General features: G+C 40.8%; 12 protein-coding genes. 10 read left to right on the top strand and 2 right to left on the bottom strand.

Annotated features, from left to right (window positions below):
* Positions 1-72: 72 nt before the first annotated feature.
* The 9 genes from sodA to PCY07_RS02995 all read left to right on the top strand — a co-directional run bounded on the left by sodA (position 73) and on the right by PCY07_RS02995 (position 10,956).
* Entirely contained in the window at positions 73-678 is a 606-nt protein-coding gene (gene sodA / locus PCY07_RS03035) for a superoxide dismutase SodA (protein ID WP_003017685.1), read from the top strand.
* 211 nt (positions 679-889) lie between these two features.
* Complete coding sequence (locus PCY07_RS03030) at positions 890-2,359, top strand: helicase HerA-like domain-containing protein (protein ID WP_301355275.1); 1,470 nt, start codon at positions 890-892, stop codon at positions 2,357-2,359.
* 99 nt (positions 2,360-2,458) lie between these two features.
* Positions 2,459-3,517 carry a serine hydrolase gene (locus tag PCY07_RS03025; RefSeq protein ID WP_049504007.1) on the top strand — a complete coding sequence of 353 codons (1,059 nt, stop codon included), beginning with the start codon at positions 2,459-2,461 and terminating at the stop codon, positions 3,515-3,517.
* A 164-nt stretch (positions 3,518-3,681) separates the two neighbouring features.
* On the top strand, positions 3,682-4,371 hold the full coding sequence (locus PCY07_RS03020; protein ID WP_049518503.1) for a Crp/Fnr family transcriptional regulator: 690 nt from the start codon (positions 3,682-3,684) through the stop codon (positions 4,369-4,371).
* 236 nt (positions 4,372-4,607) lie between these two features.
* Positions 4,608-5,837 (top strand): arginine deiminase, encoded by a 1,230-nt coding sequence (arcA, locus tag PCY07_RS03015; protein ID WP_049489081.1) that lies wholly within the window; start codon positions 4,608-4,610, stop codon positions 5,835-5,837.
* 84 nt (positions 5,838-5,921) lie between these two features.
* Positions 5,922-6,938 (top strand): ornithine carbamoyltransferase, encoded by a 1,017-nt coding sequence (gene argF / locus PCY07_RS03010; RefSeq protein WP_049483675.1) that lies wholly within the window; start codon positions 5,922-5,924, stop codon positions 6,936-6,938.
* Positions 6,939-7,023: 85 nt separating this feature from the next.
* Entirely contained in the window at positions 7,024-7,968 is a 945-nt protein-coding gene (gene arcC / locus PCY07_RS03005) for a carbamate kinase (protein WP_003011576.1), read from the top strand.
* A gap of 124 nt (positions 7,969-8,092) precedes the next feature.
* On the top strand, positions 8,093-9,604 hold the full coding sequence (locus PCY07_RS03000) for a YfcC family protein (RefSeq protein ID WP_003017698.1): 1,512 nt from the start codon (positions 8,093-8,095) through the stop codon (positions 9,602-9,604).
* A gap of 17 nt (positions 9,605-9,621) precedes the next feature.
* Positions 9,622-10,956: a dipeptidase gene (locus PCY07_RS02995; RefSeq protein WP_301355280.1), complete on the top strand. Its 1,335-nt coding sequence runs from the start codon at positions 9,622-9,624 to the stop codon at positions 10,954-10,956.
* 29 nt (positions 10,957-10,985) lie between these two features.
* Here PCY07_RS02995 and PCY07_RS02990 read toward each other — a convergent pair whose 3' ends face one another.
* Both PCY07_RS02990 and queA read right to left on the bottom strand, forming a co-directional pair.
* Positions 10,986-11,456, bottom strand: coding sequence for an arginine repressor (locus PCY07_RS02990; protein WP_003006364.1), 471 nt, complete (start codon positions 11,454-11,456; stop codon positions 10,986-10,988).
* Positions 11,457-11,467: 11 nt separating this feature from the next.
* Positions 11,468-12,496, bottom strand: coding sequence for a tRNA preQ1(34) S-adenosylmethionine ribosyltransferase-isomerase QueA (gene queA / locus PCY07_RS02985; protein WP_003006367.1), 1,029 nt, complete (start codon positions 12,494-12,496; stop codon positions 11,468-11,470).
* Positions 12,497-12,799: 303 nt separating this feature from the next.
* On the opposite strand from queA, the gene PCY07_RS02980 reads away from it, so the two are divergent.
* Positions 12,800-13,507 (top strand): glucosamine-6-phosphate deaminase, encoded by a 708-nt coding sequence (locus PCY07_RS02980; RefSeq protein WP_301355284.1) that lies wholly within the window; start codon positions 12,800-12,802, stop codon positions 13,505-13,507.
* The last annotated feature ends 77 nt before the right edge of the window (positions 13,508-13,584 follow it).

Here is a 13,584-nt window from a genome sequence, read left to right as displayed (position 1 = left end):
AAGCAGATTAGTTGAATAATTTAGCTGTTTGCGTTATCATCAAGTCAGTAATAAAGAAAAGAGGACCATAAAATGGCTATCATTTTACCAGAATTACCATATGCTTATGATGCATTGGAACCTTATATCGATGAAGAAACCATGCATTTGCACCATGATAAACACCATCAAACATATGTAAACAATGTTAATGCAGCTCTTGAAAAACATCCTGAAATTGGAGAAGACCTTGAAAGCTTGTTAGCTGATGTTGAATCCATTCCAGCTGACATTCGCCAAGCTGTAATCAACAATGGTGGTGGTCATTTGAACCATGCTCTTTTCTGGGAATTGATGACTCCAGAACAAACAGCTCCTTCAGCAGAACTTGCTGCAGCGATTGATGCTACATTTGGTTCATTTGAAGACTTCAAAGCAGCCTTCACAGCAGCAGCAACGACACGTTTTGGTTCTGGGTGGGCATGGTTGGTTGTCAACAAAGAAGGCAAACTCGAAGTGACTTCAACAGCAAACCAAGATACACCACTCTCTGAAGGTAAAACACCAATCCTTGGTTTGGATGTCTGGGAACACGCTTACTACGTGAAATACCGTAACGTACGTCCTGACTACATCAAAGCTTTCTTCTCAGTGATCAACTGGAATAAAGTTAATGAATTGTTTGTAGCAGCAAAATAATAATCCGTAATGAATCTATAGGAACAGGTCTTTGTTTTTATAGATTTTTTTTATGAATTCATCTTGAAATCGGAGTATAATTCCTTGCGTTTGGACGGTAAAATGATACACTAGTAGAAATGTGTCACACCTATGTGAAACCTGTTTAAAGTGATTAGGTAGGACGAAGTCAAAACGATAAATAAAATCTGAAAGTTCAGGGAGAAATGAAATGACTAGTATTGCTATTACCAAAGGAGTTGTCGATACGCCAATCTACTTACAGATGGTGAATCGGCATGGCTTGATTGCGGGTGCAACAGGGACAGGGAAAACAGTCACTCTCAAGGTCCTAACAGAAAAATTAAGTAAAGAAGGTATTCCAGTTTTTCTTGCAGATATCAAAGGAGATTTATCTGGATTAGCGAAAGCGGGGCAATGGACACCAAAACTGGAAGAACGCTATAAGCTTATTGGAATCACAGATCCTTTTGAGCCACAAGCTTTTCCTGTCCGATTGTGGGATGTCTTTGGCCAAGCAGGCCATCCTGTCCGTGCGACTGTTGAAGGAATGGGTTCATTATTCCTTTCTCGTCTTCTTGATTTAAATGAGACTCAGACAGGGATTTTAGCGATTGTTTTTAAATTAGCCAAGGAGAAAGAGTGGCCTTTGATAGATTTGAAGGACTTGCAAAGTCTTTTAAAGGAAGTCTATGAACATAGTTCGGAATATTCAGCCCATTATGGCAATATTACCAAACAGTCTGTTGGAGCGATCCAAAGAAGTCTCTTGGTTTTGGAAGAAGAAGGAGCAGATCAGTTTTTCGGTGAGCCAGCACTTGATTTAAATGATTTCATGCAACTCGATGCATCTGGTCGTGGTTATATCAATATTCTTTCTGCTACAAAGCTCTTTCATTCACCTAAATTGTATTCAACCTTTTTGATCTGGATGCTGTCTCGTCTCTTTGAAACACTTCCAGAGGTTGGGGATCCTGAAAAGCCAAAATTGGTCTTCTTCTTTGATGAAGCGCATCTCCTCTTTAAGGATGCGAGCAAGCTCTTTCTTGAGAAGGTCGAGCAAGTGGTACGCCTGATTCGTTCGAAAGGTGTAGGGATTTACTTTATTACCCAAAATCCTCAAGACCTACCAGAGTCTGTTTTAGCGCAACTTGGGAATCGTATTCAGCATGCTCTTCGAGCTTACACTCCAAAAGAAATGAAGGCGATTAAGGTTGCTGCCCAAAGTTTTCGTCCGAATCCAGATTTTGATACAGAAACTGTGATTACTGAGTTAGGGACAGGGGAAGCCTTGGTTTCTTTCCTGAATGAAAAGGGACAGCCTAGTGTGGTTGAGCGTACCTTTATTCTTTCTCCTCAATCCAGTTTTGATCTGTTAAATGAAAGTGAACAATTGGCCTTGATCACAACATCGCCTTTCCATCAAAAGTATGCGACAGCGATTGACCGAGAATCTGCCTATGAAAAATTAGTGGCTAAAGCAAGCAAGGAAGTGCAAGAAGAGAAAAAAGAAGCAGAAAAAGAACGGTCTGCAACAGAAAAAACAGAGCAAAAACGCAGTCCAGGTCGTCCAAGGAAATCCAGTCTTGAAAAGGCAAAAGATTCCTTCTTGAGTTCTTTATTCCGGACGATCGCGCGTGAAATTGCTAAGCTCATTATGGGCTCCTTTAAACAGAAGTAATTTCTTTAAAGAAGAGGGATATTTTTTTAAAAAATAAACCGTTTTCCCCTTCTGATTATTCTTGTTATTTTTAGTAGAATCTTTTATAATTAATTCTATATGAAAAAATATTTTAATCTACGCTCGATTATGATTGGAATCAGCATCCTTTTGTGCCTGGTGGGAACAGGTGTATTGGGGTATTTGCATCTCACGCAACCAACAGTATCAGCAATTGAAAACAAAGCAAAGAAAACAAAAAAATTAGATGTAGAAAAGTCAACCCCAGAGACCAAAAAACCACGTGTCAAATCTCCAGAAGCTAAGCAAGCAGTTGTAGACGCAGATATGGAGACGATGAGCGCTTATGGCCTTGTCTATGATTATGCTAATAAAGGTTTGGTAGAGGTTGTTCAGGATTTCTTAGCAGAAAGTGGAATTGATCCATCACAAATTGCCTTTACTTATCGTAATGCCATTACAGGAGAGCAGTTTGCGATGAATGATCTTCAACCAATGACTGCAGGAAGTACCTACAAGTTGCCGTTGAATATGTTGGTGGTAGATGAGGTTGCAAAAGGCAAACTGAATTTAACAGATCGGTTTGATATTACCAATACCTACTATGAATATGTCGGTGAGCATGACAATTACGTCGCAGCATTTGATGGAGCCATGTCTATCCCTGATATGCAACGCTATTCATTGGTTTACTCTGAAAATACCCCAGCTTATGCCTTAGCAGATCGATTGGGTGGCATGGAGCAAGCGCGGAAGCTATTCAGTCGCTATGGTCAATCCCGTTCACCAGAAGTAAAGACCTTTAGCGATGAAAATAAAACGACAACAGATTACTATATCCATGTTTTGGAATATCTTTGGAATCATCAAGAAAAATATGCAGATTTGTTGGAATTGATTGGGGAGTCTTTCCCAGGTGAGTACTATAAGAAATTCTTACCGGATTTGGTCATTCAACAAAAACCAGGCTATGTTGCTGAAGCTTTGAATGTGGACGCTATTGTGCGTGAATCTACTCCGTACCTGATCGCCATTTATACCGCAGGTCTTGGAGGAACGACTCCAGAAAGTTCTGAGATCAGTGGTGTCGGTCTATATCAATTGGGTCAATTGGCTTATGTTATCAATGAATGGCATCGAGTTAATATGAATGAATAATCGACAGAAGGGTCTGAGTTGTGCTCAGGCCTTTTATTCTATTAAAGTAGGATGAAATTCACTTGTTGTTTTGAATTACTTTTCTGTTCTAAAGAGACTTCTTTCCCCTTTCTATTAAAAAGTATGTTATACTAACAATAGAAATAAGAGGAAGTATAGTAGACATGATTACAAAAGACGATTACCAGTTGCTTCGCTTGCATCCTGCATTTTCTGCGTTGCCAGTGGAGCTTTTTGATAAATTAGCTGTTGAAATTCATGCCAGGGATATCCCTAAAGGACAAATTTTATTTTTTGCAGGAGATAGACGGGATCGCATATTCCTTCTAGTGGAGGGCTTTGTTCGCATTGAGCAATTTGATTCTTCTGATCAATTCTCCTATATGGATTACATTAAAAAAGGGTCCTTGTTTCCTTATGGTGGAATGTTCCAGGACGAACGCTACCACTATACAGCCAGTGCTGTAACGGATTTACGCTGTTTTGTAATTCCCGTCAACCTCTATGAATTATCTGCCCAAGAGAGTAAGGAGCAGTTGCTCTTCATTACGAGAAAGCTCTCGTCGATTTTAGAATTTCAAGAGTTGCGTCTACGTAATGTCGTGACAGCTAGTGCCAGTGAGCGTGTGGTTCAATCTTTAGCTATCTTGTGCAAGGACTATGAAAGTTTAGGAAATCAACTTCCATTTCCAATCAGTATGAAGGAAATGGCTAAATTAGCGGCAACAACCCGAGAAACCGTCAATCAAGTTTTAAAGAAACTCATCGATTCTCATAAGATCCAGTATGAGAGAAAACAACTAACTTTTCTAGATACAGCCTACTTTTTAAAAAGTTTTGAAGAGATCAACTAATTCGTTGATCTTTTTTTATTTTTTACAAAAAAATATATATTCATAAAAATAATATAAAAGGCAAAATATGCAAAGAAAACGCTTCATATTAACTAAAAAATAGGAAGGATTCAAAAAAACGCCAAATTCTTTGCATTCAAAAAGTAGAATCCTTTGTGAAAGCGGTACCAATAAAGAATATAATAACAATTGTAATAAAGCTTGTGAATAAGCTCGAAGAAAAAGGAGGACTATAGATGTCTACACACCCAATTCATGTTTTCTCAGAAATTGGAAAACTGAAAAAAGTTTGTTTGCACCGTCCAGGTAAAGAGTTGGAAAACTTGATGCCTGACTATCTTGAACGTCTTCTTTTTGATGATATTCCTTTCTTGGAAGATGCTCAAAAAGAACACGACGCATTTGCTCAAGCACTTCGTAATGAAGGAATCGAAGTACTTTATCTTGAGCAGTTGGCTGCTGAATCATTGACTTCTCCAGAAATTCGTGATCAGTTCATCGAAGAATACCTTGAAGAAGCGAACATTCGTGGACGCCAAACAAAAATTGCGATCCGTGAATTGCTTCACAGCATTGAAGACAACCAAGAATTGGTTGAAAAAACAATGGAAGGGGTTCAAAAAGCTGAACTTCCAGAAATTCCTGAAGAAGCAAAAGGATTGACAGACCTTGTTGAATCTGACTACCCATTTGCGATTGATCCAATGACAAACTTGTACTTCACACGTGACCCATTTGCAACAATTGGTAATGCAGTATCATTGAACCACATGTACGCAGATACACGTAACCGTGAAACTTTGTATGGTAAATACATCTTCAAATACCACCCAGTTTACGGTGGAAAAGTTGAACTTGTCTACAACCGTGAAGAAGATACTCGTATCGAAGGTGGAGATGAGTTGGTACTTTCTAAAGATGTATTGGCAGTTGGTATCTCACAACGTACTGATGCTGCATCAATCGAAAAATTGTTGGTAAACATCTTCAAGAAGAACGTTGGCTTCAAGAAAGTATTGGCCTTCGAATTTGCTAACAACCGTAAATTCATGCACTTGGATACAGTATTCACAATGGTGGACTACGATAAATTCACAATCCACCCAGAAATCCAAGGTAACCTTCGCGTCTTCTCTGTAACTTATGAAAACGAACAATTGAAGATCGTTGAAGAAAAAGGTGATTTGGCTGAATTGCTTGCTGAAAACCTTGGTGTTGAAAAAGTTACATTGATTCCATGTGGAGGTGGCAACGTCGTTGCTGCTGCACGTGAACAATGGAACGACGGATCAAATACTCTTACAATCGCACCAGGTGTGGTAGTAGTATACGACCGTAACACTGTTACCAACAAGAAATTAGAAGAATACGGACTTCGTTTGATTAAGATCCGCGGAAGTGAATTGGTTCGCGGTCGTGGTGGACCTCGTTGTATGTCAATGCCATTCGAACGTGAAGAAATCTAATGTAGAAGACCGAGAGCTGGTCTTGAGGGATCAGCTCTTCCTTCTTACTGATCAATACTAGAAAGAAAATAGGAGACAATTAGAATGACAAATTCAGTGTTCCAAGGACGTAGCTTCTTGGCAGAAAAAGACTTTACACGTGCAGAGTTAGAATACCTTATCGGACTTTCAGCTCACTTGAAAGACCTTAAAAAACGCAACATTGAACACCACTATCTTGCTGGTAAAAACATTGCGCTTTTGTTTGAAAAAACTTCAACTCGTACTCGTGCTGCCTTCACAACAGCAGCTATCGACCTTGGTGCTCACCCAGAATATCTAGGTGCAAACGACATCCAACTTGGTAAAAAAGAATCTACAGAAGATACTGCTAAAGTTCTTGGACGTATGTTTGACGGTATTGAATTCCGTGGTTTCAGCCAACGTATGGTTGAAGAATTGGCTGAATTCTCAGGTGTTCCAGTATGGAATGGTTTGACTGACGAATGGCACCCAACTCAAATGCTTGCAGACTACTTGACAGTTCAAGAAAACTTTGGACGTTTGGAAGGCTTGACACTTGTATACTGTGGTGATGGACGTAACAACGTTGCGAATAGCCTTCTTGTAACAGGTGCTATCCTTGGCGTGAACGTACACATCTTCTCACCAAAAGAACTCTTCCCAGAACAAGAAATTGTTGAATTGGCAGAAGGATTCGCAAAAGAAAGTGGCGCTCATATCTTGATCACTGAAGATGCTGACGAAGCAGTGAAAGGTGCAGACGTACTTTACACTGACGTTTGGGTATCAATGGGTGAAGAAGACAAATTTGCAGAACGTGTTGCCCTTTTGAAACCTTACCAAGTAAACATGGATTTGATTAAGAAAGCTGATAACGAAGACTTGATCTTCTTGCACTGCTTACCAGCCTTCCACGATACAAATACTGTTTACGGTAAAGATGTTGCTGAAAAATTCGGCGTAGAAGAAATGGAAGTTACTGACGAAGTGTTCCGTAGCAAATATGCTCGTCACTTTGACCAAGCTGAAAACCGTATGCACACAATCAAAGCGGTTATGGCAGCTACTCTTGGTAACTTGTACATTCCAAAAGTTTAAGACTTTATAACCGTATACCAACAGCTATAGGGGCTGGACTGCTAGCTTTAGTCCTGCCCCTATTTTTTATAGAAAGGGAAAACTTATGTCAAGAAAAATAGTTGTTGCTTTGGGAGGAAATGCTATTCTCTCATCTGATCCTTCTGCTCAAGCTCAACAAGAAGCACTTGTAGAAACAGCAAAACACTTAGTCAAATTAATCAAAAATGGGGATGACTTGATCATCACTCACGGAAATGGTCCTCAAGTAGGAAACCTTTTGCTCCAACACTTGGCAGCAAACTCTGAAAAGAACCCTGCTTTCCCACTTGATTCATTAGTTGCTATGACCGAAGGAAGCATTGGCTACTGGCTTCAAAATGCTCTTCAAAATGCTCTTCTTGAAGAAGGAATTGAAAAAGATGTGGCTTCTGTTGTGACACAAGTCGTTGTTGATAAGAACGACCCAGCTTTTGTCAACCTCAGCAAACCAATCGGTCCATTCTACTCAGAAGAAGAAGCAAAAGCAGAAGCTGAAAAATCTGGAGCAACTTTCAAAGAAGATGCTGGTCGTGGCTGGCGTAAAGTTGTTGCTTCACCAAAACCAGTGGATATCAAAGAAATCAATACCATCCGTACTTTGTTGAACGACGGTCAAGTCGTTGTGGCAGCCGGTGGTGGCGGTATCCCAGTTGTGAAAGAAGCAGATGGTAGCCTATCTGGTGTTGAAGCTGTCATCGATAAAGACTTCGCATCTCAACGTTTGGCTGAATTAGTAGAAGCAGACCTCTTCATCGTCTTGACTGGTGTCGATTATGTCTTTGTGAACTACAACAAACCAGACCAAGCAAAATTGGAACATGTTAATGTGGCTCAATTGGAAGAATATATCAAACAAGACCAATTTGCACCAGGAAGCATGCTTCCTAAAGTGGAAGCTGCCATTGCCTTTGTAAATGGTCGCCCAGAAGGAAAAGCAGTTATTACATCACTTGAAAACCTGGGAGCTTTGATTGAGTCTGAAAGTGGAACAATCATCCAAAAAGACTAATGAAAAATTAGGAAAAAACTAGTATTTTAAAGCTTATTGTGATAGAATAAGTCTATAGGAAAGCGTTTTACAAGAGACTCTTGTAAAACATCACTCACACTTTGTTGCGTTAGGAGGAAGACAAATGAGTGAAAAAACAAAAAAAGGATTTAAGATGCCTTCATCTTTTTCCGTATTGTTAATTATCATTGCTATTATGGCAGTGTTAACTTGGATTATTCCAGCTGGTCAATACAAGGTTGACGATGCAGGTGCTATCATTGCAGGTAGTTATGAATCTGTAAAAGCACATCCTCAAGGGATTTGGGATGTCTTGATGGCCCCAATCAATGCCATGCTTGGTAAAGCACCAACTAGTGCAGCGATTGACGTAGCCTTCTTCATCTTGATGGTCGGTGGTTTCCTTGGAGTTGTAAACGAAACAGGTACCCTTGATGTAGGGATTGCTTCTATCGTTCGCAAATACAAAGGCCGCGAAAAAATGTTGATTTTGATCTTGATGCCATTGTTTGCCCTTGGTGGTACAACTTATGGTATGGGTGAAGAAACCATGGCCTTCTATCCACTTCTTGTACCTGTTATGATGTCCGTTGGTTTTGACAGCTTGACAGGGGTAGCCATTATCCTTTTAGGATCACAAATCGGATGTTTGGCGTCAACATTGAACCCATTTGCGACAGTTATCGCATCTGATACTGCAGGTATCTCAAGTGCTTCAGGTCTCTTACTTCGTGTGATCTTCTGGATCGTATTGACAGGACTTAGCACATATTATGTATACCGTTATGCAGATAAGGTTCAAAAAGACCCAACCAAATCTCTCACCTATGCAACTCGTGAAGAAGATTTGAAACACTTCAACGTTGATAGTGGTGAAGAAATTCCTTCACAAATGAACAAGAAACAAAAACGTGTCTTGCTCGTCTTCATCTCAACATTCGTTATCATGGTTGCTGGATTTATCCCATTCAAAGATTTGGGTATTAAATTCTTTGAAAGCTTTAACGAATCTCTCCATAAAATTCCAGTACTTGGTCAATTGATCGGTAACACAGATGCTCTTGGTACATGGTACTTCCCTCAAACAGCTATGCTCTTTGCCTTCATGGGAATCCTCGTTGGTATCATTTATGGCTTGAAAGAAGATAAAATCATTTCATCCTTCATGAATGGTGCAGCTGACCTCTTGAGTGTTGCTCTTATCGTAGCAGTAGCACGTGGTATCCAAGTCATCATGAACGACGGTATGATCACTGCGACAATTCTTCACTGGGGTGAAGAAGGATTGAAAGGTCTTTCATCTCAATTGTTCATTGTCTTGACTTACATTTTCTACTTGCCAATGTCATTCTTGATCCCATCATCATCTGGTCTTGCCAGTGCAACAATGGGTATCATGGCACCTCTTGGTAAATTTGTCAATGTACCAGGTAGCTTGATTGTCACAGCTTACCAATCTGCATCTGGTGTCTTGAACTTGATCGCACCAACTTCAGGTATCGTAATGGGAGCTCTTGCTCTTGGACGTGTTGACTTGAGTGCATGGTGGAAATTCATGGGTAAATTGGTCGTAGCGATTGTTGTGATCACCATTGCCCTTCTTCTACTAGGAACTGTGGTTCCATTCTTGCAATAGAATAAAGTAGGTGTTTCATGAAAAATATAATAAAGAACGATGTAAAAGAGCAGTTTTTAAACTCGCTTCAAACCATCATTTCTTACCCTTCTGTATTGAACGAAGGGGAAAATGGAACACCGTTTGGACAAGCTATCCAAGATGTCCTAGAAAAAGCCTTAGAGCTTGCTCAGGAATTAGGTTTTCAAACATATATAGATCCTGAAGGATACTATGGATATGCAGAGATCGGTCAGGGGGAAGAACTCCTGGCCGTTCTTTGTCACTTGGATGTTGTTCCAGCCGGTGATTTACAAGATTGGCAAACGCCACCTTTTGAAGCGACCGTTGTCGGGGATTATTTAGTAGGTCGTGGTGTGCAGGATGATAAGGGGCCGTCCCTCGCTGCCCTCTATGCAGTTAAGAGTTTGCTGGATGATGGCATCCAGTTTACCAAACGAATCCGCTTTATCTTTGGGACGGATGAAGAAACCTTGTGGCGCTGTATGAACCGCTACAATCAAATCGAAGAGCAAGCAGATTTAGGATTTGCACCAGATTCCTCTTTCCCCTTAACCTATGCTGAAAAAGGCTTATTACAAGTGAAATTGCATGGTCCAGGTTGGGATGATCTTCCCTTACAGGCTGGACAGGCCCTCAATGTTGTTCCAGACAAGGCGACCTATGCTGGTCATCGTTTGGAGGAGTTGCTTCCTGTTTTGGATCAAAGTGGGGTTCAGTATAGCCAAACAGCAGATTCTGTAACGGTTTTGGGTGTTTCGAAACACTCTAAAGATGCAGCCGAAGGAGTGAATGCTATTGTCGGTTTAGCGGAAAGTTTATCCCTCATCCAACCCCATCCAGCCTTGCTCTTTATAGCAGATGCTGTTGGTGAGGATGCAACGGGAGAAGCTTTATTTGGCAGAATTACAGATGAACCTAGTGGGGATCTTTCTTTTAATCTTGCGACCCTTGTGATCGATCAAGAACAATCGGAAATCGGGATTGATATCCGGATTCCAGTTTTAGCAGACAAGGATGCCTTGGTAGCTCGTTTGCAAGAAATTGCAGCTAGTTATCAGTTGGAATATGAAGAGTTTGATTATTTGGCTCCTTTATATGTTCCTTTGGATAGTTCTTTAGTCAGCTCTTTGATGGCCGTCTATCAGGAAGAAACTGGTGATAAGACGCCAGCTATGTCTTCTGGTGGTGCGACATTTGCGCGGACCATGGAAAATTGTGTTGCCTTTGGGGCTCTTTTCCCAGGTGCAGAACAGACCGAGCACCAAGCCAATGAACGTGCAAAAATTGAAGATCTCTATGCTGCGATGGAAATCTATCGAGAAGCCATTCAACGCTTAGCTACAACATAAAAAGTTTGGAAACTTGGTTTCCAAACTTTTTATTTACTAAAGAAGAAGGGTGGGGTGAATTCTTTTAATTTTTCAAAACAATCCAAAGCTCCTTGATTGTCTTCGCAGATGACCAAACAGACATCGTCTCCACAGATGGTGGCTACAATTTCTTGGAGTTCTAATGCATCTAAGATCGCTCCAAAAGATTGAGCGAGGCCTGGAAGAGTTTTTACAACGACCTGGTTTTGAACGGGCCGCAACATGACTAAGGCATCTTCCATATACATCCGCAGGCGCTTTTCCCAACGGGAAGGAGCGATGGTATTCATGGCATAGTAGGAACTATCCCCCTCGTTAATTTTTACTAGATTCAAGGATTTGACATCCCGTGAAAGGGTGGACTGGGTAACGAGAACGCCATTGGCTTCTAAGGCTTCTTGAAGTTCTTGTTGAGTATGAATCCTACGCTCAGAAATGATAGAGCGGATCAAGCGGTGGCGACTTTCAATTTTATTCATGAGAGACTCCTTTACTTGATGAACATAGCATCCCCAAAACTGAAGAAGCGGTAGCGTTCTTGAATCGCATGGTGGTATGCTTCGAGGGTTAATTCACGGCCAGCAAAGGCAGAAACCAACATGACCAGAGTTGATTTTGGAAGGTGGAAGTTGGTTGAAAAGGCATCGACGACTTTCCATTCATAACCTGGTTTGATAAAAATATTGGTCCAGCCTGAATCAGCTTGGATGTCTCCATCAAATTTGTTGCCAATCGTTTCAAGGGTCCGAATAGAAGTCGTTCCGACGGCCACGATGCGTTTTCCTGCAGCTTTTACCTGACGAAGGGTAGCAGCAGCTTCTTCAGAAAGTTGGTAAAATTCAGAGTGCATCTCATGGTCTTCAAGATTGTCCACGGATACTGGACGGAAGGTTCCTAGGCCCACATGAAGGGTCAAATAGACCAGGTGAACACCTTTTGCTTCAATCTTTTGGAGCAATTCTTGGGTGAAATGAAGACCTGCCGTTGGAGCTGCAGCAGAACCATTTTCTTTGGCGTAAACGGTTTGGTAACGTTCGCGGTCAGCAAGCTTTTCGTGAATATAGGGAGGAAGTGGCATTTCGCCAAGGCTTTCTAGAACTTCTAAGAAAATCCCTTGATAGTGGAAGCGAACGATACGGCCTCCATGCTCCAATTCTTCCTCGACAGTTGCGGTCAAACGACCATCTCCAAAGCTGACTGTGGCCCCTACCTTTAAGCGTTTTGCAGGTTTTGCCAAGACTTCCCAACAGTCATCTTGCGTATTTTTAAGGAGAAGGAATTCGACGTGACCACCTGTTTCTGGTTTGACTCCATGAAGACGGGCAGGTAGCACGCGCGTATTGTTCATGACAAGAGCATCTCCTGGCTCCAATTCATCCAAAATTGCATCAAAATGACGGTCTTGGAATTGCCCTGTTTTTCGATCGAGGATCAAGAGCTTTGAGGCATCGCGTTTTTCAAGAGGGGTTTGGGCAATCAGTTCTTCAGGTAAATCAAAGTCAAAGTCGTTTGTGTTCATTTGTGCTCCTTTAAAGTAAATTTGAGAGTAGATAGATGGTTGTTCCAATAGCTAAAAGCATCAGGCAAGTTCCTATCAAAAATATTATAGCCCTTAGGACTTTTCTTCGGTGAATCAAAAAAGATAAGAGAAAAACAAGAAGTCCTATCAAAAAAATGATAAATAATATAGTTACAATCATACCTTTCATTATATCACGAATCGAATTGAAAATGAAAAAATACAAAAAAGATAGCGGTTTCACTTGACAAAAATTGGTCTATACCATATAATGAAACCATAGAGATATAGGAGGTCTATCGCATGAAGATTATTGAAGTTCAGGACCAAATTGAGGGTGGAAAAGTTGCCTTTGATCTGTTTAAAGAAAAATTACAGGAAGGAGCTCAAACCATAGGTCTTGCGACAGGAAGCAGTCCCCTTGAATTTTACAAACAAATTCGCGAAAGTGATTTGGACTTATCTAATCTAATTAGTGTTAACTTAGATGAATATGTAGGATTAACAGGAGATGATCCTCAATCCTACCGTTATTTCATGGAGAAAAATCTCTTTGATGCCAAACCATTTAAAGAAAGCTACCTCCCAATAGGTGCAGAAGAAACAGCCGAACAAGAAGTTGCACGTTATAATCAGATTTTAGAAGAACATCCTGTAGATCTTCAAATTCTAGGGGTTGGGCGCAATGGACACATCGGTTTCAATGAGCCAGGGACATCCTTTGATAGCCAAACCCATTTAGTCCAGTTGGATGCTTCTACGATTGAAGCGAACTCTCGTTTCTTTGATAAAATTGAGGATGTACCAACCAAGGCAATTTCGATGGGAATTGCTAATATCTTAGCAGCTAAATCGATTGTTTTGTTTGCTTATGGGGAATCGAAAGCCCAAGCGATTAAAGGAACAGTAGAGGGTGAAAAGACAGAAGAAGTGCCTGCAAGTGCCCTTCAGGGACATCCAGATGTGACCATCATTGCGGATAAGGAAGCTTTGAGCTTGTTAAGTCGATAAAAAACAGGACCTATCGCCGATTTATTCGGGCCAGATAGGTTTTTTTCTGCTTCAAAGTATGGTACAATACAAGTAAT

It is taken from the genome of Streptococcus sp. SP1 (assembly GCF_030440005.1).
GTDB lineage: Bacteria > Bacillota > Bacilli > Lactobacillales > Streptococcaceae > Streptococcus > Streptococcus parasanguinis.
This window is presented reverse-complemented; position numbering and strand designations above follow the sequence as displayed.

What these genes read in the sequence shown, in the direction of transcription:
- PCY07_RS03000 (WP_003017698.1), top strand. Translation starts at nt 8,093, where the DNA reads ATGAGTGAAAAAACAAAAAAAGGATTTAAGATGCCTTCATCTTTTTCC.
- arcA (WP_049489081.1), top strand. Translation starts at nt 4,608, where the DNA reads ATGTCTACACACCCAATTCATGTTTTCTCAGAAATTGGAAAACTGAAA.
- argF (WP_049483675.1), top strand. Translation starts at nt 5,922, where the DNA reads ATGACAAATTCAGTGTTCCAAGGACGTAGCTTCTTGGCAGAAAAAGAC.
- PCY07_RS02980 (WP_301355284.1), top strand. Translation starts at nt 12,800, where the DNA reads ATGAAGATTATTGAAGTTCAGGACCAAATTGAGGGTGGAAAAGTTGCC.
- PCY07_RS02990 (WP_003006364.1), bottom strand. Translation starts at nt 11,456, where the DNA reads ATGAATAAAATTGAAAGTCGCCACCGCTTGATCCGCTCTATCATTTCT.
- PCY07_RS03025 (WP_049504007.1), top strand. Translation starts at nt 2,459, where the DNA reads ATGAAAAAATATTTTAATCTACGCTCGATTATGATTGGAATCAGCATC.
- PCY07_RS03030 (WP_301355275.1), top strand. Translation starts at nt 890, where the DNA reads ATGACTAGTATTGCTATTACCAAAGGAGTTGTCGATACGCCAATCTAC.
- PCY07_RS02995 (WP_301355280.1), top strand. Translation starts at nt 9,622, where the DNA reads ATGAAAAATATAATAAAGAACGATGTAAAAGAGCAGTTTTTAAACTCG.
- PCY07_RS03020 (WP_049518503.1), top strand. Translation starts at nt 3,682, where the DNA reads ATGATTACAAAAGACGATTACCAGTTGCTTCGCTTGCATCCTGCATTT.
- arcC (WP_003011576.1), top strand. Translation starts at nt 7,024, where the DNA reads ATGTCAAGAAAAATAGTTGTTGCTTTGGGAGGAAATGCTATTCTCTCA.
- queA (WP_003006367.1), bottom strand. Translation starts at nt 12,496, where the DNA reads ATGAACACAAACGACTTTGACTTTGATTTACCTGAAGAACTGATTGCC.
- sodA (WP_003017685.1), top strand. Translation starts at nt 73, where the DNA reads ATGGCTATCATTTTACCAGAATTACCATATGCTTATGATGCATTGGAA.